General features: G+C 66.0%; 24 protein-coding genes and 1 pseudogene. 19 read left to right on the top strand and 6 right to left on the bottom strand.

Translation table 11 applies throughout. The features are described from left to right. Window positions 1-215 precede the first annotated feature (215 nt). Together G205_RS22375 and G205_RS01520 are read right to left on the bottom strand one after the other, a co-directional pair. Window positions 216-644, bottom strand: coding sequence for a hemerythrin HHE cation binding domain-containing protein (locus G205_RS22375; protein WP_009356408.1), 429 nt, complete (start codon window positions 642-644; stop codon window positions 216-218). Window positions 645-1,167: 523 nt separating this feature from the next. After that, window positions 1,168-1,380 carry a hypothetical protein gene (locus G205_RS01520; protein WP_009356407.1) on the bottom strand — a complete coding sequence of 71 codons (213 nt, stop codon included), beginning with the start codon at window positions 1,378-1,380 and terminating at the stop codon, window positions 1,168-1,170. Between the two features lie 883 nt (window positions 1,381-2,263). Here G205_RS01520 and G205_RS01515 point away from each other — a divergent pair. From G205_RS01515 to G205_RS01505, 5 genes and pseudogenes are all read left to right on the top strand, one after another. Further along, window positions 2,264-2,992: a glycoside hydrolase family 16 protein gene (locus G205_RS01515; RefSeq protein WP_009356406.1), complete on the top strand. Its 729-nt coding sequence runs from the start codon at window positions 2,264-2,266 to the stop codon at window positions 2,990-2,992. 150 nt (window positions 2,993-3,142) lie between these two features. Then, window positions 3,143-3,811, top strand: a complete 669-nt coding sequence (locus G205_RS22370; RefSeq protein WP_009356405.1) for a hypothetical protein — start codon at window positions 3,143-3,145, stop codon at window positions 3,809-3,811. Between the two features lie 154 nt (window positions 3,812-3,965). Next, the gene (locus G205_RS22365; RefSeq protein WP_009356404.1) at window positions 3,966-5,159 is read left to right on the top strand and encodes an Ig-like domain-containing protein; all 1,194 of its coding nucleotides are present in this window, start codon (window positions 3,966-3,968) and stop codon (window positions 5,157-5,159) included. Next, a complete protein-coding gene (locus G205_RS22360) occupies window positions 5,156-5,296 on the top strand; it encodes a hypothetical protein (protein WP_160166582.1) in 141 nt (46 codons plus the stop codon). Before G205_RS22365 ends, G205_RS22360 begins: the two co-directional genes overlap by 4 nt. An 88-nt stretch (window positions 5,297-5,384) precedes the next feature. Next, window positions 5,385-6,199, top strand: a pseudogene (locus G205_RS01505) (MBL fold metallo-hydrolase). On the opposite strand, the gene G205_RS01500 reads toward G205_RS01505, so the two are convergent. Continuing rightward, entirely contained in the window at window positions 6,165-6,410 is a 246-nt protein-coding gene (locus G205_RS01500) for a three-helix bundle dimerization domain-containing protein (protein WP_009356403.1), read from the bottom strand. The pseudogene G205_RS01505 and the gene G205_RS01500 sit on opposite strands and share 35 nt — an antisense overlap. 829 nt (window positions 6,411-7,239) lie before the next feature. On the opposite strand from G205_RS01500, the gene G205_RS22355 reads away from it, so the two are divergent. From G205_RS22355 to G205_RS01475, 6 genes are all read left to right on the top strand, one after another. After that, on the top strand, window positions 7,240-8,670 hold the full coding sequence (locus G205_RS22355) for a Kelch repeat-containing protein (protein WP_235046739.1): 1,431 nt from the start codon (window positions 7,240-7,242) through the stop codon (window positions 8,668-8,670). Next, complete coding sequence (locus tag G205_RS22350) at window positions 8,661-9,536, top strand: galactose oxidase early set domain-containing protein (protein ID WP_235046738.1); 876 nt, start codon at window positions 8,661-8,663, stop codon at window positions 9,534-9,536. Before G205_RS22355 ends, G205_RS22350 begins: the two co-directional genes overlap by 10 nt. A 44-nt stretch (window positions 9,537-9,580) precedes the next feature. After that, window positions 9,581-10,144 (top strand): hypothetical protein, encoded by a 564-nt coding sequence (locus G205_RS01490; protein ID WP_035751693.1) that lies wholly within the window; start codon window positions 9,581-9,583, stop codon window positions 10,142-10,144. 126 nt (window positions 10,145-10,270) lie between these two features. Further along, window positions 10,271-11,551 carry a glycosyltransferase gene (locus tag G205_RS01485; protein WP_052013986.1) on the top strand — a complete coding sequence of 427 codons (1,281 nt, stop codon included), beginning with the start codon at window positions 10,271-10,273 and terminating at the stop codon, window positions 11,549-11,551. After that, a complete protein-coding gene (locus tag G205_RS01480) occupies window positions 11,548-13,203 on the top strand; it encodes an ArnT family glycosyltransferase (RefSeq protein WP_009356400.1) in 1,656 nt (551 codons plus the stop codon). The genes G205_RS01485 and G205_RS01480 overlap by 4 nt, the downstream gene beginning before the upstream one ends. Further along, a complete protein-coding gene (locus G205_RS01475) occupies window positions 13,200-13,673 on the top strand; it encodes a GtrA family protein (protein ID WP_009356399.1) in 474 nt (157 codons plus the stop codon). Before G205_RS01480 ends, G205_RS01475 begins: the two co-directional genes overlap by 4 nt. A gap of 50 nt (window positions 13,674-13,723) precedes the next feature. Here the strand turns inward: G205_RS01475 and G205_RS01470 are convergent, their stop codons facing one another. Genes G205_RS01470 through G205_RS01460 form a run of 3 tightly spaced genes read right to left on the bottom strand, consistent with a single transcriptional unit; the run spans window position 13,724 to window position 16,249 of the window. Then, complete coding sequence (locus G205_RS01470; RefSeq protein WP_160166581.1) at window positions 13,724-13,972, bottom strand: hypothetical protein; 249 nt, start codon at window positions 13,970-13,972, stop codon at window positions 13,724-13,726. Beyond that, window positions 13,969-15,873 carry a DUF8189 domain-containing protein gene (locus G205_RS20525; protein ID WP_009356397.1) on the bottom strand — a complete coding sequence of 635 codons (1,905 nt, stop codon included), beginning with the start codon at window positions 15,871-15,873 and terminating at the stop codon, window positions 13,969-13,971. The genes G205_RS01470 and G205_RS20525 overlap by 4 nt, the downstream gene beginning before the upstream one ends. Continuing rightward, complete coding sequence (locus tag G205_RS01460; RefSeq protein WP_009356396.1) at window positions 15,866-16,249, bottom strand: hypothetical protein; 384 nt, start codon at window positions 16,247-16,249, stop codon at window positions 15,866-15,868. The genes G205_RS20525 and G205_RS01460 overlap by 8 nt, the downstream gene beginning before the upstream one ends. Window positions 16,250-16,387: 138 nt before the next feature. Between G205_RS01460 and G205_RS01455 the strand changes: the two genes are divergently transcribed. From G205_RS01455 to G205_RS01420, 8 genes are all read left to right on the top strand, one after another. Beyond that, window positions 16,388-17,233, top strand: a complete 846-nt coding sequence (locus G205_RS01455; RefSeq protein WP_009356395.1) for an SGNH/GDSL hydrolase family protein — start codon at window positions 16,388-16,390, stop codon at window positions 17,231-17,233. A gap of 140 nt (window positions 17,234-17,373) precedes the next feature. Further along, window positions 17,374-17,988 carry a SipW-dependent-type signal peptide-containing protein gene (locus tag G205_RS01450; protein WP_009356394.1) on the top strand — a complete coding sequence of 205 codons (615 nt, stop codon included), beginning with the start codon at window positions 17,374-17,376 and terminating at the stop codon, window positions 17,986-17,988. A 4-nt stretch (window positions 17,989-17,992) separates the two neighbouring features. After that, window positions 17,993-18,649, top strand: coding sequence for a SipW-dependent-type signal peptide-containing protein (locus G205_RS01445; RefSeq protein ID WP_083874981.1), 657 nt, complete (start codon window positions 17,993-17,995; stop codon window positions 18,647-18,649). Next, window positions 18,646-19,158 (top strand): signal peptidase I, encoded by a 513-nt coding sequence (locus tag G205_RS01440; protein ID WP_009356392.1) that lies wholly within the window; start codon window positions 18,646-18,648, stop codon window positions 19,156-19,158. The genes G205_RS01445 and G205_RS01440 overlap by 4 nt, the downstream gene beginning before the upstream one ends. Before the next feature lie 46 nt (window positions 19,159-19,204). Next, complete coding sequence (locus G205_RS01435) at window positions 19,205-19,813, top strand: hypothetical protein (RefSeq protein WP_152419489.1); 609 nt, start codon at window positions 19,205-19,207, stop codon at window positions 19,811-19,813. Continuing rightward, window positions 19,810-20,343: a hypothetical protein gene (locus G205_RS01430; RefSeq protein WP_152419488.1), complete on the top strand. Its 534-nt coding sequence runs from the start codon at window positions 19,810-19,812 to the stop codon at window positions 20,341-20,343. The genes G205_RS01435 and G205_RS01430 overlap by 4 nt, the downstream gene beginning before the upstream one ends. A 76-nt stretch (window positions 20,344-20,419) precedes the next feature. Continuing rightward, complete coding sequence (locus G205_RS01425; RefSeq protein ID WP_009356389.1) at window positions 20,420-20,764, top strand: hypothetical protein; 345 nt, start codon at window positions 20,420-20,422, stop codon at window positions 20,762-20,764. Between the two features lie 185 nt (window positions 20,765-20,949). Continuing rightward, complete coding sequence (locus tag G205_RS01420; RefSeq protein ID WP_052013984.1) at window positions 20,950-22,122, top strand: acyltransferase family protein; 1,173 nt, start codon at window positions 20,950-20,952, stop codon at window positions 22,120-22,122. Window positions 22,123-22,366 lie beyond the last annotated feature (244 nt).

The following is a 22,366-nucleotide window of genomic DNA, read 5'->3' as shown; positions in this document are numbered from 1 at the left end:
CCGCCGTCGAACATTTGGTTCCTACAGTGCGTCCTCAACCGCCCGCAGGTTCACCTAGGTTGAACCAGCCGCTCCAGCCCATGCCTGTACTCCGCCCCCTCGACAGCTTTTCCGGAAGACCCAGTGGACCGGACGACGCGTTACCCCGGCGTTACGGCGGTCCGTCCCGCCGGCCGCGGAAGGTACGACGGCGGGGGCGGGCCGCCGTCGTCGGCCTACAGTGTCTCGGGGATCGGGCGGCCCGGGAAGAGCGTGGCGTATTGCTTGCGGTACATCCTTCGTCCCACCAGCCAGTAGGCAAGGCGGACCGGGGCGGGGATCTCGTCAAAGAAGATCCTCCTCCGGTCTTCCGGCGGGTTCGTGGCCAGGACCATGCCGAGGAAGGAGACCAGGAACTTCCTGTCGTACTGCTCCACCCCATGCTTGGGGAGTGCCATCAGTTCCTTTTCGGTCATCACCCGGTCGACGACGGGCATCACCTCGGTGACCTCGCGGCGCAGGTGCTCCTTGAGGACGGGCTGCAGGTCTTCGTAGCGCTGGATGAGTTCGGTTCTGATTTCTGCATCCGCCGTCTGCATCCACCGCCTCAGTATGGGATCGATGGCCTCCAGGTGGTCCCTGATCTGTTTGTGGTGGCTGAGCATCTGCTACGTGCGGTGCGCTCGCCGGTGCCCGCTCGCCCAGCTTTGGGTACATCAGCAGGTCCTCACCCTCCTGGTGGACGAGGAGCACCTTGTGGAAGTTGCTGAGCATTTTTCCCACGTAGGCGGCGCGGGCGGTGTCTCCGGGGCCGGTGGAACGCACCAGGTCGGGCGCCTCGTCGTAGGCCCAGAGCAGGAAGCGGTGGACCCGCTGCATGCCGGTGGACGCAGTGGACAGGACCGGCCCCGGCGGCAGGGGCGCCGCGGTTTCGCCGGGATGCATGGTGAAGAAATCGGTCATGGCTGGCCTCCGTGGGGGAAATCTGGCAGGACCCGCCGGCGCCGGGGGCCGGCGCTTCCGGACTGGATCCCGATGAGTGTGTGGCCACGGGGCCAGATTACTACTTATGTAGTGGAGTGTCACTACATTTATAGTGGTTCGACGTCATGGGAGCGGGACAGGTTCGCAGGCACGCGTCCCTGTCCCGCCAAGAGACCAGACCCCTATGGCCTGGATCGTCGGTTGTCACCGGTAGGCGTTGCCCGAGGCGTAGCGGTCAGCAGTGATCCGTGAGTTGGCGCCCAGGAAGTCGCCAAGCTCCTGCAGGGCGCTGATCTCTGCAGCGGTGAACGGCAGCACAACCGAGACGGCCTGGGAGTCAACCCAGCCATGCGCGGAAATGGCCTGGGCAGGTCCGGCGGCCAGCACCGCCGTCGACAGCGAAGCGGCGGCGGCCATTGCAAGGGCAACGGCCCGCGTTCCCCTGTGTTTCCGGGCGAACCGCACGTCGTGCGCAGACAGTGGCCCGGTCTCGTGCCCGGTTGCTCGATGATCTCCAATTAGTGCGGACAACGTACTGCTCCTTTCGTGCGGTGCCGCCTGTTGAGGGCGGCATTCTCCTTGGACGTAAGCCGGCTTCCGAGTGACTTCCGGCTGGCTTTTCCTTTGCGTTCTAAGCGTCCTGCTGACCGCTTAACTGCGCCTTAACCGGTTCGCCATGGCTGTTGCTGCCTGCACGCGGGAAGACCAAGTACCTGCACGAGAGGTGAATCCCAAATATGAGTACTCGGTACTCGTGACCTGCTGCGGTGCCCCTCTTACGCTGAACCAAAGGGGATAAGGCCGGGGCGCTCCGTTCTTGCCCGCAGTCCCCGGCCGGACCATGCTGGGAGGACACCATGGCAGACAGCCCGCGCAACTCCCGCTTTGCCTGGATGGGCGGGCAGGGGACACCGCGGCACCTCGTGCCTGAGGAAGAAGCGCTGCCCGCGAAACCGGTCAAGAACCGTGCCCGGACCGGCGGCGTCGTCCTCATGGTCGTTTCCCTGGCGCTGACCATCGGCACGCTCAGCGTTGCGGCCAATGCCCCGCGGGCACAGACCGCGGAAGGGCAGGGCGGCGAGCCCGTGACCCTGGTGACTGAATCTGCCCAGCCCACCACGGATGCTCCTTCCCCGGAGTCAACGTCCGAGCCAAGTTCCCCGCAGCCAAGTGCCGAGCCAAGTGTGGAGGCAAGCACCCCGGCGGCCACGATCGAAACCAACTCTCCGGCGCCAGCAACGGCAGCGGCTCCGAGCCGGCTCCGAAGCCCGAATTTCCGGCCTTCTACCAGTCCGTCCCGGTGGGAGACCTGGATGGGTGGCGGCAGGTCTTCGTGGAGGATTTCACGGACGGGGATGTGCCCCTTGGCGGTTTTCCCGGCATCTACGGCTCGAGATGGCACGAGACCTACAAAGACGGCACACCGGACACGCATGGCAAAACGCAGCCCAAGGATGCGCGGACGTCCGGGTATTACCCGTCGAAGGTCCTGAGTGTCCACGACGGCGTCCTGGACATGTTCCTGCACTCCGAAAACGGTGTTTCCATGGGCGCGGCCCCCTCGCCGGTAGTTGGCGGAGCCACCCAGCCGCCCTACAACAGCCAGCTGTACGGGCGCTACTCCGTGCGCTTCAAGGCCGATTCCCTCCCCGGTTTCAAGGTGGCCTGGCTGCTCTGGCCGGTCAGCAAGCAGTGGCCGCAGGACGGCGAAGTCGACTTCCCGGAAGGGGACCTGTCCAAGGTCATCTACGCCGCCCTGCACGGCATCGGCCCGGACGGCAACCACACGTTCGACGTCTTCCGTCCCAGCGTTCCGTTCACCGACTGGCATGTGGCAACCACCGAGTGGACTCCCGGCCGCATCGAATTCTTCCTGGACGGCAAATCCATCGGCGTAGCAACGTCCATGGTCCCGGACACGCCCATGCGCTACATCCTGCAGACCGAGTCCTGCCTGACCGGCTGCCCGGCACCCGAAACCGCCGGCCACGTCTACGTTGACTGGGTGGCCATCTGGGCCAGGAACTAGCAGCGGTCCACCCGGGTATCAGACCCTGCCTGGCAGGTAGCCGCTGTCCTGTAAGCGAGTAGGCGCTACTGGTGATCGGCCGGAAGCCCCGTTGGTACCGTGGGGCATCGCTGTGGGCAGGGGGCACGCTCTAGCTGAAGAGGGTGGATTGTGTTTGATGTGAACCTGGACGGCCGCCGGTACCTGCGGATCCATGCACTCTTGGCAGCGCTGCTGCTTGCCATCACCGGTGTCCTCGCGGTGCCGGTGGGGGCCTCCGCGGCCGACGGCGACATTGGGGTTGAGGGCCCGTCGCACCTTGGGACGGGGACGCCCACGGGCACCAAGAGGGCCACGAGCTCACTGTGGTTCAACGACGGCACCTGGTGGGGAAACCTCTGGGACACCGCCACGTCCGATTTCCACATCTTCCGGTTCGATTCCGCCACGAGCACCTGGGTGGACACGGGTGTGGCCACCGATCCGCGGTCGAACACGCACCATGACGTGCTGTGGGACGGGACCACGCTCTACGTGGCGAGCTACCGGTTCGTCAACGACGGCGTCCCGGCCGAACCGAACTATCCCACCACCATGCGGCGCTACAGCTATGACGCAGGCGCCAAGAAGTACACCCTTCTGGGTGCCACGCAGATCAACAACCAGCGCGTGGAGACGTTGACCATCGACAAGGACTCCACCGGCCGGGTCTGGGCCACCTGGCAGCAGGGGAACCGGATCTACCTGAACGCCACCGCAACGGACGGCGCCACCTGGGGCACCCCGTTCGCGCATCCTTCGACGCTGGGCGACGTGTCTGTCGATGACAACTCGGCCTGATCGCGTTCGACGGGAAGATCGGTGTCATGTGGAGCCGGCAGAAGGACGACGCTACCGACGGCATGTACTGGAGCTTCCACGTGGACGCGCGCCGGAAACTGACTGGTCGGCTCCTCAAGCGGCGGTCTCGGGCCTGCGCAGCGGTGACGACCACATGAACCTGAAGTGGCTGGACTCCTCCGGCGGCCGCGTGTTCGCCGCCATCAAGACCTCGTTCACGTCATCCACGCAGCCGCTGATCCAGCTGCTGGCGCTGAACGGCATCAACTGGACAGCCCACACGATCGCCACCGTGGCCGAGTGCCCCAACCGGGTGATGGTCCTGATCGATGAGAGCGCCCAGCTGCTGCGGACGTTCGCCACCTATCCGAAGCCGTCCGGCACCACGAACGCCGGCACCTGCACCAGCTCGGGCGGCGCCATCTACGAGAAGTCCACACCGCTGAACAACATCAGCTTCACCACCACGAAGACCAACCGCATCATGGATGCCGACCAGTATGCCCACGACGTGACCTCCACCAAGCAGAACCTCAACAGCGAGGCGCGGGGCACGGCCAACAGCGGCCTGCTGGTGCTCGCCGGCGTCAACGCCACCAGCCGGTACTGGCACTTCTACGATCCACCCGCCGGCACGGGCGGCGGCGGTGGCACCGGCGATACCACCGCCCCGGCCGTGACGGCGACGTCCCCTGCCGCCGGCGCTGCCGATGTGGCAGTGACGGCGAACGTGACCGGACAGTTCTCGGAAACGCTGGATGCGTCCACGGTCAGCGAGGACACATTCACGTTGACAGCGGGGACGACGGCGGTGCCCGCGTCCGTGACGTACAGCGGCACCGGCAGCGTTGCCACGCTGGACCCGGACTCGGACCTGGCGCCGGACACGGCCTACACGGCAACCATCAGGGGCGGCTCCGACGGGGTGAAGGATGCCGCCGGCAACGCGCTGGCGTCGGACCACACCTGGACCTTCACCACGGCCCCTGCGGCCGGCCCCGGCCCGGACACCGTCACGCTTACCGCCACCGCCGACAGCTACGTGTCCAGCCGCGGCACGGGGACGAACTATGGCAAGAAATCCGTCATGTGGGTGGACAACAGCCCCGTGGAGGTTGTGTACCTGAAGTTCGACCTGTCAGCCTACGCGGGCAGGACGCTGGAGAGCGCGGCGCTGCAGCTGAGCGTTGGTGACAATGCATCGGGCGGCAAGCAGAACGTCAAGCTGGTGGCGGACGACAGCTGGACCGAAACCGGGGTCACCTACACCAACCGCCCCGCGCTCGGCGCCGGCAGCTTGGCACCCTCGGCCCCACGGCGGCGAACACCGGCTACAGCATTTCGTTGACGGCCGCAGACCTGGCCGGCGAGCTCGGCCAGCAGCTCACACTTGGTGTTGACACCGGCAGCACCGACGGCCTGGCAGTGAACTCGAAGGAGGCGGGCAGCACAACCGCACCCAAGCTTGTCCTCACCTTCCGGTAGGTGCCGCTTCCCGGGATCTCCAAGAAGTGCTGGGTACAATCGGGAGCCAGACGAACGAACACTGCTTTGCCGGAGGTACGGAGAAACAATGTCGGAATGGCTCGAAGTCGGCGCGGACAACTATGTGCTGGTCACCGAAGGATCGCTGCTGAACACCGGACTGATCGTGGGATCCGAACGGGCCATGGTGATCGACACCGGCTGCGGCCCCCGGCAGGGCAGGGAGATCCTGGACGCGGTGCGGGAAAAGACCCAGCTGCCGCTCGTCGTCGTCAATACCCACGCGCATTACGACCATTTCTTCGGCAACGCGGTGTTCGCCGAGGCCGGTGTCACTGAGTTCTGGGCGCACCAGAACTGCGCAGCCGAGATCGATGAGCGCGGGGACGTGCAGCGCCGCTTCGTGGGGACCTGGAACCGGAGATGTCCACCGGTGAGGGCGAGAACGTGGAACTGGTGGTCCCCAACGCCATCGTGAAGGACCAGCCCGTGCTGGTGGACCTGGGCGGCCTCACCGCCACGCTCTTCTACCTGGGCCGCGGCCACACCGACGGCGACCTCCTGGTGGGCACCCCCACCACCCTGTTCGTGGGCGACCTGGTGGAGCAGGGCGCGCACCCGTCCTTCGAGGACTCCTATCCGGAGGAGTGGGCGGACGCGCTGCGGCACATTTCAGCGCTGCGCCACCGCTACGAGTTCCTGATTCCCGGGCACGGGAAGCCGTGCAGCGACCAGTTCGTGAAGACCATGGCGGATACCATGACCACCGCCGTCCGCCAGGCGCGCCAGTCCATCCGCGACACCCCCAGCGACGCCACCAAGGCGATCCCCGTCCTGCCTTACGGCCCGGAGCAGTCGCGCTGGTTCATCAAGCGGCTCCAGGAGACCCGCCGGGAACACTAGCGAAGTCTGCGCTGAGCTGCCGGCGGACCAGCCGGCGCCTGGCGCCGCGTTCCACCAGGATCGCGACGTAGTCCCGCACCCGGCAGCCGTCCAGGAGGCTGTATTCCTCGGCCACCACGTCCTCGACGACGGAGCGGGGCTCATCGGGGAACCGCTCGGCGAGCCGGTCCACCGCGGCCGCGATGGCCTGGGCTTCGGTCCTTTTGAGCATTACCAGTCCTCCCCTCGGGGGAGAGCCAACGACAACCTGTGCGATGCTGAGCCGGGCTGCATCCTTGAATGATACGGACGGGCGGCGCCGGGAAAAGGGCCTCCAGACGAAGTCTGCGGAAACCCGCAAGGCAAGCGTACGACGGCGGCCGCGCGCCGTCGTCGTACGAGGTCACCCTAGTGCTTTGGGAGCCTCGCATAGCTACCCTCCCGTCCCCTAGCCACCGTTCCGGCTCTGGGGGATCCCATTAGGGAAGTAACCCCAAAAACTACATCGAGTACCCGGTACTCAGGACGACGTACCGGCCAGTTTCTATAGTCGATGTAGCAGGTGCGGTTACGGCCAAGAACCTGCTGGTGACACGGGGTCCTGCTGAATGACGGGACCTGCAGCAACCTTTTCACCACAGTAATCCGGCGCATGACGACGCTGGCAAAGCAAGCCGTGCGGCTGGAATTCCGGGAATCGAACCCGCCTTTCTGTGGTCGCTGACAGCGGCAACCCTTCAAAGGACCGGTGCCACGTGCAGCTGTTCCATCTTCCACGCACCCCCTACGTATTGACCATTCCTGGTTCTGGGCGCCATAGAAGCAGGAAAGTCTCCCGCCCCGGCCTGCGCCGGGTTACAGCCGGACTCCTGGTAGCTGGGCTGACCGTGGCGGGGTTGTCCTCCGCCAGCATCTCCGCCGCCGCTGAAAGCGTGGGACCTAACTTGGTAGTGAACCCCTCCCTGGAGTCAGGTACAACGTTTCCGGACTGCTTCCAGGCATCAGGCTGGGGAACCCCTGGAACCTGGAGCTTTTCGCCGGGACGGACTGGCGGACGCGCGTTGAGCGTGACGATTGCCGGCTATTCGAGCGGTGACAGAAAGGCCATCCAGAAGGAATCCGCGGCGTGCGCACCCAAAGTCACGGCCGGCGAAACCTACAACCTGGGCATCTGGTACCAGTCAACGGTCAAGGTCTCTATCACCACGTTCCGGCACACCGCCAGTGGCTGGTCATACTGGGGCGACTTGGGCCAAGCAGCCGCGTCAGCAGCATGGACGCAAGCCCAGGTTGCCACCCCGACCGTTCCGGCCGGAACCGACCAGATCGCCTTTGGCCTTTCCATCAGCGCCGACGGGACACTTACCACTGACGACTACTCGATGTTCGCCACCAGCACGTCAACGCCCGCACCACCGGCTGCGGGCAGCGAACTGGTGGTCAACGGCACCCTCGCCACCGGCAATCCCGTGCCAGCCTGCTTCACTGCAACCGGGTGGGGTACGCGGACCGTGTCGCAGGGTATCTCGTCAGATGTCCCCGCCACGGCGGCCGCCGGTTCGCGTTCCTGGTCCATCACGGTCAGCAATTATGCAAGCGGTGACGTCAAGCTCTTGCAGGCCGAAACGCCCGCCTGCGCGCCCTCCGTAAAAGTTGGCAGCAAATACAACGTGTCCATCGATTACACCTCCACGTCAGCCCGCAACTCGATCACAGTCTTCACCCACACGGCGGCGGGATGGGGCTACTGGACAGACCTCAAACAGCCCGCCGCCACCGCCAGCTGGGCCACCGCCGCGGCCACAACCCCGGCCATTCCGGCCGGCGTGGACGCCATCTCGTTCGGGCTGTCCATCTCGGCCAACGGCACGCTGACGACCACCAACTACTCCCTGAAAGAAGTGGTGGTAACGCCTCCGACTGCAGACCCCGGCCCCGCGACCGGTGGGTCCTGGCAGGTACACGAGTCCCCGTTGCCCCTCCGTTCCATACACTCCACGCTGCTCAGCGACGGCAGGGTGCTGCTGATCGCCGGATCCGGAAATGATGGAGCCGCCTTTGACGCCGGGTCCTTCAAAGCATCCGTATGGAATCCGACCACGGGAGCATTCACGGACGTCCCCGTCCCGTATGACATGTTCTGCGCTGGACACGTGACGCTGCCAGATGGAAAAGTCCTGATCGGCGGCGGGACACTGGCTTTCCCCACAGCGGGGGACGGGCCCACAACCTTCCAAGGGTCCAAGAAGAGCTACTACTTCGACCCGGCGGACAACACCTTTCACCCGCTCAACGACATGGCGGGCGGGCACTGGTACCCCACGTTGACCAAACTGGGTAACGGTGACGTGTGGGCGGCCGGCGGCCTGAACGAAAAGGCTGAGGGAACAGTACTGACGGAGATGTTCAAGACCTCCACAATGAGTTGGCTTCCGTCCGGCAGCGTCCCGCAGACCTGGAGTTTCTGGGGCACCTACCGCATATGTATTTGATGCAGGACGGCCGGATGTTCTATTCGGGCGGCCACACCTTCGGCAACGGCCTGCCCGGTACCGGAGCCTCCCTATACAACTGGCAGACAGCGCAAATCTGGGATGTGCCTGGCCTGCGGCAAAAGGACATGCGGGACCAAGCGGGCTCCGTGCTGCTGGGCCCCGCACAGGACCAAAAGGTCATGATCGTGGGCGGCGGAAATACCGACGGAAACGTGGCCGCCATCAACCTGGTGGACATCATCGATCTCAAGCAGCCCAACCCGGGGTATGTGCCCGGCCCAGACCTTCCAGGGCCCGGAAAGACTTACGTCAACCTCCTGAACCTTCCGGACAGGACCGTACTCGCCGCCAACGGCGCCCGATACAACCGCTCGGACAACGTCATGACGGCGGCGATTTACCAGCCCGCCACCAACTCGTGGACGAGCATCGGTGCAGACCCGGTGGGCCGGAACTACCATTCCTCGGCCATCCTCCTCCCGGACGGCAGGGTGGCGGTCCTGGGATCGAACCCGCTGGACAACTCCTACGACACACGGATCTCCGTCTACTCACCCAGGTACATGTTCAACGGAACGCGGCCCACCATCACGGCAGCACCCGGCAGTGCAAAATACGGGCAGCAGATGACGTTGCAGACCACCGGCACCATCAAAGCGGCCCAGCTCATGTCCCCGATGTCTGCCACACACCAGACAGACACCAACGCCCGCCTGGTCGACCTGCCAATGACCACCAGCGGCGGCACTGTCAGCGCCACTGTCCCGGGAAACCCGAACCTGCTGCCGCCCGGCCCTTACATGCTCACCGTCCTTGACACCAATAACCTTCCAAGCATCGCGAAATGGGTGTGGATATCATGACCGACCCCCGGAAAAACGGACCCCTCCGCACGGCAGGAAGGTGGGTGCGCAACAGCATCATCACGCTGGGCCTGGCGGCCTTGCTGGCACTCTCCTACTATTCGGCAGGCAGCTCAAGCCCAAGCGCTCTTCCGGCCCACGCCAGCAACCACACCAACCCGTCGCCCACAGCCGCCGGCGGCAGAATACAGCCGGGCCCGGCAGATACGGCTGATCCGGCCAACAGACAGCAGACCTCGCTGGAAGCAGCAGCGGGACGGGAACACCCCACAGGGTCCGCCCCGGAAACCCAGGGACCACCTCCTCAGCTGCGGGAGAAAGTCACACCGTCCCAAGTATTCGGTGGAGCTGCCCCGGGCACCGGAGGGTGCCTGCCCGAGTACGGCGAGGACGGCCAGTGCCTCCCGGCCGTACCACCAAGCTTGGCCCGGCACGTTAGCGAGATGCGGGCAGCAGGCCAGGACCCATCCGCTATGGACCACCGCTGGTCCTGCAGCGAGGTCCGTAAGTACTTCCGTGACGGCCTGGCGGTGCGCCAGCCGGGGATCGATCCCCAAGGCCTGGATACCAACAGCGATGGGAAGGCCTGCGCCGCTGGTGACCGGTAAGCCCTAAGGGCAACCCAGGATCCTGCTCACCCACCCAATTGAGGCCGCCGTCCCGCGGCTCTGCTTCAGCCCGCCCAAAACCGGCGCCCCGAGGGGAGCCAGTCCCCGCTACCGAACAGGCCCACCATGTCCCCAGAAGTCCCTGTCCTCATTCTCGGAGCCGTCATCACGGGTATATCGGCTGTGCTGTTCGTGATTGCCCTGTCTACCCTCTACGTCTCTACACACGCCTGGTGGGACCCGCAAACCCAGGCGGCGACGTCGTACACGCCATTGTTGCCCGTCCCCGGCGTCTCGTTCTCCCTCATCATGCCGTGCAGGCACGAAAGCGAAACGGTCATGCGCAGCACCCTGGACCACCTCTGCGGCCAGAACCATCCGGATATCGAGGTGATCATCTCCGTGGGCCACGACGATCCGCACACAGTGGCGGTGGCCCGCATGCTGGCCTCAGAGCGTCCGGAACTCGTTCGGGTCAGTGTTGACAAAGGGGCGGTCAAGAACAAGCCCCGGCAGCTCAACACGGCGTTGGCAATGTGCCGGAAGGACGTTGTGGGGATCTTCGATGCGGAATCCATTGCGGCCCCGGACCTGCTCCTGCATGTAGACACCTGCTTCGTTGCCCGGAACGCCGACGTTGTCCAAGGGGCAGTCCAGCTGGTCAACTACCGGGACTCCTGGTACGCCCTGCGTAACTGCCTGGAGTACTTCATGTGGTTCCGCTCCCGCCTCCACGCCTACGCCGGCCAGGGGTTCATCCCCCTGGGCGGCAACACGGTTTTTGTCCGGAGGGAGGTCCTCAGCTCCATCAACGGATGGGATGGCAACTGTCTGGCCGAGGACTGTGACTTGGGCGTGCGCCTGTCAGTCCTGAACCGAAGGATCGTCATTGCCTACGCTCCGCATTTGGTGACCAAGGAGGAAACCCCGGATTCGATCCGCGCACTGGTGAAACAGCGGACGCGGTGGTCGCTGGGCTTCATGCAGGTCATCGCCAAACGGGACTGGCGGGCATTACCCACCCTGAGGCAGCGCTGCGTCGCCTGGTGGACGCTCATGCAGCAGCACTTTATGGCCTTCGCCGGGCTGTGCATCCCGTTGTCCATCCTTACCGCAATCTTTGGAAAATTTCCCATCCCTATCACTTTGCTGACGTTCGTCCCGCTGGTTCCGGCCGTTGCCGCGGTGGCCTTCGACGTGTGCATGCTTCGGGAATTCGGGCGGGACCACGGCTACAGAATCCGTTTCTACGACCATCTGCGGCTGGTCCTGGGAACCCCGTTCTACCAGGTCCTGCTTGCGTATTCGGCTCTTCGGGCCTTGGTCAAATTCCGGCAAAGCGACTTCGCCTGGGAGAAGACCATGCACGCCGGTTCACACCTCGGGTACCTGGCGGCGCGGCCATGAATGCCCTGCTGCAACCGGTCCCCAAGAGGTGGTCATCTCCCGTTCCTGCCGTCGAAGCCAGCCGTTTTCTTGCCACAGTCCTGCACTTCTTCCGGTACCGGAGCCCTGACCAGATGGCCGCGTTCCTGATTGCCGTGGCCGCGCTCAGTCTTTCCTGGTGGAACATCCTGGACGCGCCCGGCTACCAGGATGATGAGGGCACCTATACGGCTCAGGCCCTGTCCACGCTCCACGGCAGCCTGGCCCCCTATACCTACTGGTATGACCACCCGCCGCTGGGATGGGTGCAACTGGCAGCCCTGGCATGGCTCCCCGGGATCCTTGGCCTGGGCGGCGAAGTGGCCGTCGGGCAAATGCGCTATGTTGTGGCCTTGTACTTCGTGGCGAGTACGGTCCTGGTCTTCCTGATCGCACGGCGCCTGAATCTCCGCCTGCCGTTCGCGGTACTGGCCGCACTGCTCTACTGCATATCGCCGCTGTCTCTGGTGCTGGGTAGGCAGGTGTTCATCGATAACGTGGGCCTGCCTTGGCTGCTGCTGGCGTTCTACCTGGTGCTGTCGCCGCAGCTGAAGCTGTGGGATCACGTGGGCGCGGCCGCCTGTTTTGCCGTCGCCGTACTGTCCAAGGAGACACTGGCCATTTTTGGCCCGGCCCTGCTGGTGGCCCTGCTGCACCGCCCCAAGTGGGAGACCCGATCCTTCTCGCTCATCGGGTTCCTCTCCGTGGGAGGCCTGATACTCGGCTTCTTCCCGCTCCTGGCAATCCTGCAGGGAGAGCTTGTTTCGGGCCCGGGCCACGTCTCGTTGCAGGACGCGCTGGCTTACCAGTTTGTTTCACGGCCGGGATCGGGCAGCATCCTTGACGCCGGCTCAGGCAGGCAGGAACTTGTTCTGGGCTGGATGTATTACGACAACCTCCTGCTTCTCCTCGGTGCGGCCGCAGCGGCGGTGTGCCTGGCACAGCGGGAGGCCCGCTGGATTCCTGCCGCCTTGCTCCTATTCGCGGCTCCCGTTCTGATTGGCCACGGCTATCTACCTGGCATGTACATCATTGCGGCCATCCCGTTCCTGGCCCTGGCCACCTCCGTTGCCGCGGATTTTGCCAGCCGCATCTTGTCGAAGATCTTCGGGCTGGTCCGTTTGCCGGGCCGGCAGCAGTCCCCGCTGGCCGCACCGGGGCAAGGTCCGGCCGCCCTGGTGGCCGCAAACGCGGTCTTGATCTTGAGCCTGGCACTGGTGGTGGTCCCACCATGGTCCGCGACGAACCAGCGGCTGATGGCCGGCAACGAAAACGCCGACTGGAACAAGGCCCTGGAATGGTCCAAAGAAAACCTGCCCAAGGACGATGTTGCGCTTGTCCCTTACTCCATGTGGCAGGACCTCAACGCAGACGGCCGGCACGATCCCTGGAAAGTGATCGCCATCGAGAAGATGGACCTGGACTCCGACTTTGCGGAGCGTCACCCGGACGGCTGGCGCAGCGTTGACTGGATTGTCGAAGGCCCGCCCACCAGGCGCAACGTCACCAACCTGGGCCTGGAAAACGCCGGTCAGGCCTTGGAGAACTCCAGCGTGGTGGCAGCATTCGGCGACTGGAAGGTACGAAAAGTCCTGCCGGGCGGGACTCCGTCCGCTACCGGGGAGGGATCATGATCCGCCTGGCCGGGCTCGTCCTGGGGATGAGGGTTTTCCGCTTTGCCATGATCGGGGCATTCGGCACCGTACTGAACATCCTCATCATGATGGCCCTGGTGGCTGCGGGCGTTGACTACATCCTTGCCGCCATCGTCGCGGGGGAAACCACCATCGTCACCAATTTCCTGCTCCAGGAGAAGATCGCCTTCGCGGACCTGGGCAAACGCCGGAGGCCGTTTCTGCACCGGTTCCTCCATTCGTTCACCTTCAACACGTTCGAGGCCGTGGCGCGGATTCCTCTCCTATGGATGCTGGTGGAGTACGTCCACATGCCCAGCCCGGTGGCACAGGCGGGGACGCTGTGCGCGTCCTTCTTTGTCCGCTACGCCTACCACCTGAAGATGGTCTACGCCCTCGAAAAGGTCCCGATGGTGGCCGGGTCCCGGCGACCTGCCGTCATTACGGACGCGGCCGGAGACCCGGAATAACGTACGACGCGGCCGCGCGCCGCCGTCGTACCTCCCGCCTTGGTGCCAGGTCAGACGCCTGCCGGCATGCCTCCAGCCGGCATCTTCCCGGACGAGGCCTCCTGATCTGACTTCTCCTGATCCGGCTTGCCCTGATCCGGCTTGTCCTGATTCGACGGGCCCTGATCCGCATGGCCCTCGCCTGCGGTCTCCTGGCCGCCTCCGGAATCCTCGGCAGTCGCGGGCTCCTTCTCCGCGCCGTCCATCGTCCCCGCGGGCATCTCCTGCGCCGCACCACCCTTGTGGCCGTTGGTTGTCACGCTGCCGGCCATGGCGCCAAGCGGCATCTCGATGCTCTGGGGAGCGCCACCGTCGGACGATATGTCCGTGCCGCCTGCCATCGCCGCGGCCGCGGTGGTCTCTTCCGTGAGGAACGGCATGTTCTGCACCTGTGCCACATGGCGTTGTCCGTGCCGCGGACAAAGACCTCCAGGCGGCCGTCGGCGTTGCTGCCCACAGTGATGTTCGAGGTGAGGATGCCGCCCAGGGAATGCCAGCCGGACCAGCCGCTGTTGGGCGCGGTCTGCCACATGTGCCAGAGCGCGTTGTCGGTGCCGCGGACGAAGGCCTCCAGCCGGCCGCTCGCGTTCTTGCCCACCGCGATATCGGAGGTCAGGATGCCGCCCAGGGACTGCCAGCCGGACCAGCCGCTGTTCGGCGCCGTCTGCCACATGTGCCAGAGCGCGTTGTCCGTGCCGCGGACAAACGCCTCCAGCCGGCCGTCCTTGTTGCTGCCGATGGTGATGTTGGACGTGAGGATGCCGCCGAGCGAATGCCAGCCGGACCAGTTGCCGTTGGGTGCGGTCTGCCAGCGGTGCCACAGGGCGTTGTCCGTGCCCCGGGCGAAGACCTCGAGCCGGCCATCCTTGTTCTTGCCCACCGCGATCTCCGAGGTGATGACGCCGCCCAGGGAGTTCCAGCCGGACCAGTTGCCGTTCGGGGCGGTCTGCCAGCGGTGCCAGACGGCGCCGTCGGTCCCGCGGGCGAAGACCTCCAGCCGGCCGTCCGCGTTGCGTCCGGTGGCCGGCGGCCCGGTGATGACGCCGCCAAGGGAATTCCAGCCCGCCCAGTTGCCGTTGGGGGTTGTCTGCCAGCGGTGCCAGAGGGCGTTGTCCGTGCCGCGGGCGAAGATTTCCAGCCGGCCGTCCTGGTTGCTGCCCACGGCGATCTCGGTGGTGATGACCCCGCCCAGGGAGTTCCATCCGGCCCAGTTGCCGTTGGGCGCGACCTGCCACCGGTGCCAGACGGCGCCGTCGGTCCCGCGGGCGAAGGCCTCCAGCCGGCCGTCCTTGTTGTTGCCCACCGAGATGTCCGAGGTGATCACGCCGCCCAGGGAGTCCCAGCCGGACCACGCCTGCGGGGCTGCCGGGTAAAGGGCCCGGAACCCGTCGATGTCGTCCTGGGTGAGGGCCCGTTTGGTGAAGTTGGAGGACACGGTGGGGGCCATCACGGCGTTCGCCACGCTGGAGTGCGCCAGCCCCACGATGTGGCCGAACTCGTGCAGCGCCACCGTCTCGATGTCGAAGGCGCTCGCCGCGGCACCCACGCTCCAGACGTGCTCGCTGTCATCGAAGTGGACCGGTTTGGGCAGGGTGTTGGTGACCACGCTGCAGCCGGGCGGGAAGTCGGCGTGCGCCAGGACCCCGCCCACCATCGAGTGGTCCGGGTCCGCCGCAGGCCGCCAGCCGATGCGGATGTCCGGGCTGGAGCCGAGGGCCACCTCGGTGAAGGTCAGGCCGCCCACGTTCTGCCAGGTCTGGATGGCGCGCCGGATGGCGTCGAAATCGGCGGTGCCCGCAACGTCGTCGGTCCCGGTGTCGAAAGCGTAGGTCAGGGTCCGGTCGTTCCACGCGCACTGGGTGGCGAAGGCGAGTTCGCCGCCGCGCATGTCCGGAAGGCCGCAGCGGGCCTGCATCATGACGTCGCGGGTGGCGTCGTCGAAAACGCCGGTGACGGGCAGGTGGAAGAACTCCTGGAATTTCTTGAGGGCCCCTTCGGTGGGGTCGTCCAGGACGCCGAGCTCCCGGGGCGTTGCTTCGCCCAGGTAGCCGAACCGCTCAAGGTAGCTTTGCACCTTGCTGAATCCCGGACTGCGTTCCCCCGGGGCGGTGTTTTCGACGGCGGCCAGGTACGGGGCCGCGCGGTACTGCTCTTCAGTCATTGGACTCTCCTTGATCTGTTCGAATACTTCGCAGGATCTGCAGTGCGGTGTCCCGTTCCGCGCCGGGGGACAGATGGACGACGGCGGTGGCGCGGCCGGGGAAGTTGGCGGCAAGGGTGCGGATTCCCTCCTCCTCGAACGAGACGAAGTCCGCGGTGGCGCTGCCCACGTTTTCCTGCCAGTGCTCGTAACCGGGCTTGGCCGTGTAGCGGGTGAGAGGGTCAGCGAAGGGGCTCGCGTCGACGGTCAGCCTGATGCCCGCGCCTTCGAGCACGGCGGCGCCGCCCTCGATGGCGCGTTCCTGGGAGGGGGCCAGCTGTTCCGGGACGTCCAGTGCCACGCCTGCCACCCGGAGGGAACTCCACGGCTGCCCCATCAATCACCGTCCTCACACGCGAGGGAACACAGGAACCAGTCGATCAGACGGGCGTTACTCCACCGTTACTGCTCCGTTACTGTCCCGGCGCCGCCCTCACGGGGGCGGCGGCGCCGGACCGGTAGGATGTGCCGCGTGATGAGAAACGGCGGGCGCATGCAGGACTGGATGAAGTACGCTGCACTCGCGGTGCTGGCGGTCCTTGCCTTCGGGGTGGCGGCGCTCGCGCTGATGAACCCGGGTGGACTGGGCGGGGCCGCGGAGCCCCTTCCTGCCAGCGTCCAGGTGGCCACACCCGCAGCCACTGCTTCCCCGAGCGCTCCGGCGGTTCCCACCGCCACCGCCACCCCCGCTTCCACGGCAACTGCAACCGCCCCGCCAGCTGGAATCGAGCTGCCGGCCGAACCTGTGGTCCTGATCCTGGGCGACTCCTACACGGCCGGTGACGGCGCCGATTCGCCGGACCAGGGGTGGGCCTACCTGGTTGCCAATGCGCTGGGGTACCCCACCAACATCGACGGCGTGGGCGGCACCGGGTTCGCCTGGGGCGGCGGCGCGCAGGATGAACTGGGCGGCGAGTACGAACTCCGGCTGCAGCAGATCGCCGCCACCCCGTCCTTCGTCCCCAACGTCCTTATCCTGCAGGGCGGCCAGAACGACGCGCAGCTCCCCAACGCCGAGGAGGTCAAGGCCGCCACCACCCAGACCGTTTTGGCGGCGCGCCGGTTCTGGCCCGGGGTCCAGGTGGTGGTGCTGGGACCGTCGGCACCCCAGCCGCTGGGGGAGGAGCTCCGCGCCACGAACACCGCAGTCCGCGCCGGAGCCGAGGCCGCCGGCGCCCCGTTTGTGGACGCCATCGACGCCGGCTGGTTCACTCCTGCCAACAGCCCGGGGTTCGACTTCGACGGCGCCCACCCGAACTCCGCCGGCCATGCCCACATTGCCGAAAAGTTCCTCGAGTCCTGGGCCGCCCTCACCCAATAACCCCACCGAATTGACATTTCCGCAGGTCAAATGATGGATTAGTAAGTACTGATGCTTTTGGGGGAAAGCATCATGCTTCCCCCTGTTTCTTCTGCGCCGGTCATCTCGGACCGGCAATCACAACTACTTTGGGGGAAGTCATGACCGCAGTCGCCGAATCGCCACAGAAATCAGAACAGCATCCGCGCAAAGCACCGAAGATCCGCGCTGTCCTGGCAGGTGGCTTGGTTCTCGGAATCGGCGCCGCCGTCACGCTGGCCGCCTGGAACGACTCCGAATTCGCGCAGGGAACATTCACCGCCGGCGCCTTCAACCTGGAAGGCAGCACAGACGGAACTGCGTACTCAAGTAACAACGATCCTGCTTCGCCCAAGCAGCTCGCCTTCATTCCCAGCACCGACAACATGTCCCCGGGGAATGTTGTTTCAACGCCTTTTGCTGTCCGGTTGAACGCAGCGACCAGCTATGACACCACCGTCACACTTTCCACCCCAACGCCCGCTCCCGTTGCCGGCCTGACCTACTCGGTGACCAGGACCAACACCTTCGGATGCGGTGGAACTGTCCTCGACACCCTTGTGCTTCCTGGGCAGGACGTGGGGACGACACCTGCTGGCATCACCTTCCCGTTGACGCAGGGAACCGGGACCGATGCTGGCACCCCTTTCTACCTCTGCTTCCAGGTGACGGCGGACACGGACCTGGTGCAAGGGGCGACAAATACGGCACTGTGGGAATTCTCCGCCCAGTCGTAAAACAATGCATGAACGAGAGGCCATGACGGAGCGCCGGACGGCACTACTGCGCGTCCGGGCCCTGCTGGCAGGGGCGCTGGTCCTGGGGCTGGGCAGTTCGGTAACGCTGGCGTCATGGACGGACACCGAGTACGCAGCCGGCTCGTTCGGGGCAAGTTCCTTCCAGACCGAATCCAACGTCACCAAGCCTTACGACGCCTCGGGTCCGTGGAGCAGCAACGAGCAGTCACCCGGCACGCTGGTGTTTGAAGCGGCTTCCATGAGTCCGGGAGCGGTGGTGTACGCGCCGTTCGCCATCAGGACCAAGCCGGGCTCTGTGGCGGGTGAGGTGGTCCTGGGTGCTCCATCTGTCAGCAGCAGCGGAACGGGGGAGTCGGACCTGGGGGCGGCCCTTCGCTACCGGGTGGTCCGTGCTGCCACATGTGGGGCGTCGTCGTTTACGGGGGCACCTGCTTTCGTGGTGGGCAGCGACGGAGCCAAGCCGTTCACGGCGGGCCAGGCTGCCGGCGTCGTAAATCCCCTGGCGGCCGCGTCAGCCGCGCTGCCGGGGGAGCCCACCCAATTCTGCTTTGAGGTCACGCTGCCCGAAGGCGCAAGTAACGCCCTGCAGGGCCAGACGGCGACGGCGACCTGGCAGTTCACTGCCACCTCCAGCTCATGACCCGGCAATCGTTTGCGGGCCGCGTCCGGGAAACACTGCTGAATGTCGCCGCCGCCGGGGGCGCTGTGTGCATCATCGTGGTGCTCTGCGCCGTGCTTTTCAACATTTCCCTGGTCCTGTTCAAGACGGGGTCCATGGCTCCCGGCATCCCCGCGGGGTCGCTGGCGGTGGTACGGGAGATACCGGCCGGGGAGATCAGGATCGGGGATGTTGTGACGGTGGACCGGCCGGGCAGGCTGCCCACCACGCACCGGGTCCAGTCAGTGGAGCCGGGGGAGGGCACTGCACGGGTGATCACCATGAAGGGCGACGCCAACCTGGCCGCGGACCCGGCGCCGTATCAGGTGGACCGGGTGCGGCTGGTCTTGTGGTCCGTGCCGGGGCTCGCCTATCCGGTTGCGGCAGCCGCGAATCCGTTGGTCCTGGGTGGCACGACGCTTGGCGTATCCGCCTTGGTGACGTGGGTTCTGTGGCCGCGGGAGAAAGCGGGCGGGCATGTGGCGGCGTAGCCGGGGCATAGTGCCGGGGCTGCTCCTGGCTTCCGCATTGCTGGGTTTGAGCGCGCCAGCGTCTGCGTCAGAGCCGTCCGGGTGGCTGGAACTCAACGCAGGCGCCGCCAGCTCCGTCCACCGCCTGACGCCGGGCGGAAGTGCGCACTGGCCGGTGGACGTCGTCGTCCGGGGCGAGCCGGCCACCGCCCTGGACGTGGAGTTGCAGCCGGAGCCCGGCGCTCCTGACGTGCTGCGGGGGTTCCTGACCGTGGAACTCCGGGCCTGCGCCCAGCCGTGGGTGCTGGACGTTTGTGAATCCGGGCCCAGGGTGCTGGTGCCCCGCACGGCGTTGAACGCTGCCGAGGGATTGCGGGCGGACCTGATGGAGCCGGGCAATGCGCTGTCTGACGGGGCTCATGTTCTCTTGACAGCAACGCTGGCAGAGGACGTGCCGCGGGAAGTCCAGGGAACCAGGACCCGGATCCTGGTTGGTGTCTACGGTTCGGGGGACGACGCCGGCACCGGGCCCGCCGGCGACCCCGACCAGCAGCCGGGCGGGACGCCGCCGGGCAGCCTTGCCGACACCGGGGCGAGGCTGGGCGGTTATGCGTTGCTGGGACTCCTGGCTGTGGCTGTTGGCGTTAGCCTGTCCCGACTCCGGGCTGCAGCATGAAAAAGTTCTCGACGATGCGGCTGGCGGTGCTGGGCGCCCTGGTGCCCGCACTGCTGCTGCAGGCATCGACTCCTCCTGCTGTCACCGACGCCGCATGGCAGGACGCCGAGCGGTCATCGGGGAGCTTTGCCGCCACGACCATCCCGGCTCCCACCCTGAACGGGCAGTGCAGCTACGAACCAAACCTTCTCGGGCTGGGAGCCTATGTCCGGATTCTCTGGAAAGCACCTGAGGGATACTCGGTGGCCGACGCCGAACTGCAGGCTTCCACGAGCGGCCTGGGTTCTGCGCTGGCGCCCCTGACAGGCTTCTCCCTTACCGCGGAGACCACGGGGACCGCAGCAGGCGGATACGTGACTGATGTTCCGGTCAACCTGTTGGGTGGACTGCTGGGCCTCGGCACGGAACTTCAACTTTCCATCGTGATGAAGCGTTTCGGGTGGACATCCAAAGCAGCGTCGGTGGCCACGAACGCCGGGCTGGTAGCAGGGCTCGGAGGCTCATGCAGGAACCTGCCGCCGGACGCCTGACCAGCCGGGCGGTTGCCCATTGACGGGCGGGTCTCCTGTGGCCACGATGGTGCCTGTCACGTCGAAAGGAATGGCCATGAAAACCACCAGGACACTCGGTACGGTAGGGGCGGCGTCAGCTGCGGCAGCGCTGCTGCTTCTTGCTTCCTCCGGCGCCGCGGTCGCGGACCACACCCACGCCAAGGTAGTCGGCAACGGCGAATGCGTGGTGATGGCGGAAGGCGCAGGGGAGGAGAGAGTCGACCTCCCGGACGCCGTCTTCGACCACAACCCGAATGTGGACATCGCGCAAGCGGCGAACCGGACGCATCCGCTCCACGTGCTGGTGCACCAGGGCCGGGCGGGCGAAAACATTGCGCTCTACGTTTACGGCACCCCGGCCGCGGACGCAGCCTGCGCGGCAGGTTACGTCAACCGTTAAGGCACGGGAACCGGCCGCGGAAATCACCCCGGCCCACGGAGCAGCGACGGCGGCCAGACGCGCCGCCGTCGTGCGTTCGGGGGTCTATTCCCAGCCTGCGCCCAGACTTCATTCAGCGCGGTTACCGAAACGTTATATATGCTTGCTTAGTGGTTTTTAGGTCTAGCAGCGGAAATTCGTCAGTTTTGGAACGTCCCTCGAGCCCGGAAGGCGGGCTGATTTCGGGGCGCAAGCATGCCTTGGACGGGCTCCGCACCATCGCGGTGGCGGGCGTCTTCTTCTTTCATACAGCGACCGAACAGATGCCCGGGGGATTCATCGGGGTGGACGTCTTCTTCACCCTGAGCGGCTTCGTGATCACCCTGCTGATCATGAAGGAGTGGCAGGCAACGGGCGGGCTGCGGCTGGGTGTCTTCTACGCCAAGCGGCTGGCCCGGCTCTGGCCGGCGCTGCTGGCCCTGTGCGCAGTGATCCTCACGGTGGGCTTCGTCTTTCCCGACTCGGGCTGGGGCGGGCAGGCGGAGTTCGTCCTGCCGGCGGCCGGCTACGTCATGAACCTGGCGCACTTCGGCATGTTCGGCAACTCCATTACCGGTGAAACCCTCGGCCCCACCTGGACCCTCGCGGTGGAGGAACAGTTCTACCTGGTGTGGCCGCTGCTCCTGCTGGTGATGCTGCGGTTCTGGCGGGTCCGCACCGTTGCGTGGGCCACCGCCGGCCTGGCCGCGGCCTTCCTGCTGGAGCGGTTCGTCCTGGTCATGGCCGGTGCGCCGCTGGGCCGGCTGTACAACGGGCCGGACACCCGGGCCGATGAACTCCTGATCGGGTGCGCGCTGGCCCTGCTGCTGACCTGCATCAGGCCGGGTTCGCGGGCCCACGGTTCCCTGCAGGCGGTGTCCCGCCGGGCCGCACTGCCGGCCGCCCTCATCCTGCTGGCCGCCCTGTTCCTGCTGGAGGAACCGCACACGCCGGGCCTGTGGTTCAGCGCCTTCTGGACCCTTGGCCCCACGGTGCTCTCCCTGCTGACAGCTGTGCTGCTCGGCGCCCTTGTCCTGCAGCCCGCCGGGTCCATGTCCCGGTTCCTCAGCCACCCCTGGCTTGCCGGACCCGGCCGGGACCTCTCCTACGGCATGTACCTCTGGCACATTCCCGTGTACCTGCTGCTGATGCCGCTGGTCCAGGACCTGCCGCTCCGCATCACGCTCTCGGCGGCCCTGACCGTGCTGTTCGCCTGGGCGTCCTTCCGCCTGGTGGAGCGCCCGCTCCGGCGCTGGGCCAACGAGAAGCTGGAACCCGCCGTCGTACCTTCCCCGTACCCGCTCCGCACAGAACGCGCGCCCGCGGTGGTCAGCAGGTGACAGGCAGCTGCTCCGGCAGCCGGACCGGGAATGACCGCCGCCAGCATCCTTGCGGCTCGCGGACGACGCAGCCTCAGCGCCCCGGCTGGCGGACCGCGGGACTGGCGGAAAGCGGCGGGAATGAAGCTGGAGGCGGATAATGAGGTTAGGTGCCCCCTACTTTTTTCCCTGCCTCCCCTATTTGCCAGTTCTTGCTTCACAACCCTGGAACCAGGGAGTTAATATCCTGCCACCACTAATCGCG

Origin of the sequence: Arthrobacter nitrophenolicus (assembly GCF_000332815.1) — a bacterium.
In the GTDB taxonomy this organism is placed as follows: domain Bacteria; phylum Actinomycetota; class Actinomycetes; order Actinomycetales; family Micrococcaceae; genus Arthrobacter; species Arthrobacter nitrophenolicus.
Note: the sequence above shows the minus strand (reverse complement) of the source record. Positions and strands in the feature narration are given on the sequence as shown.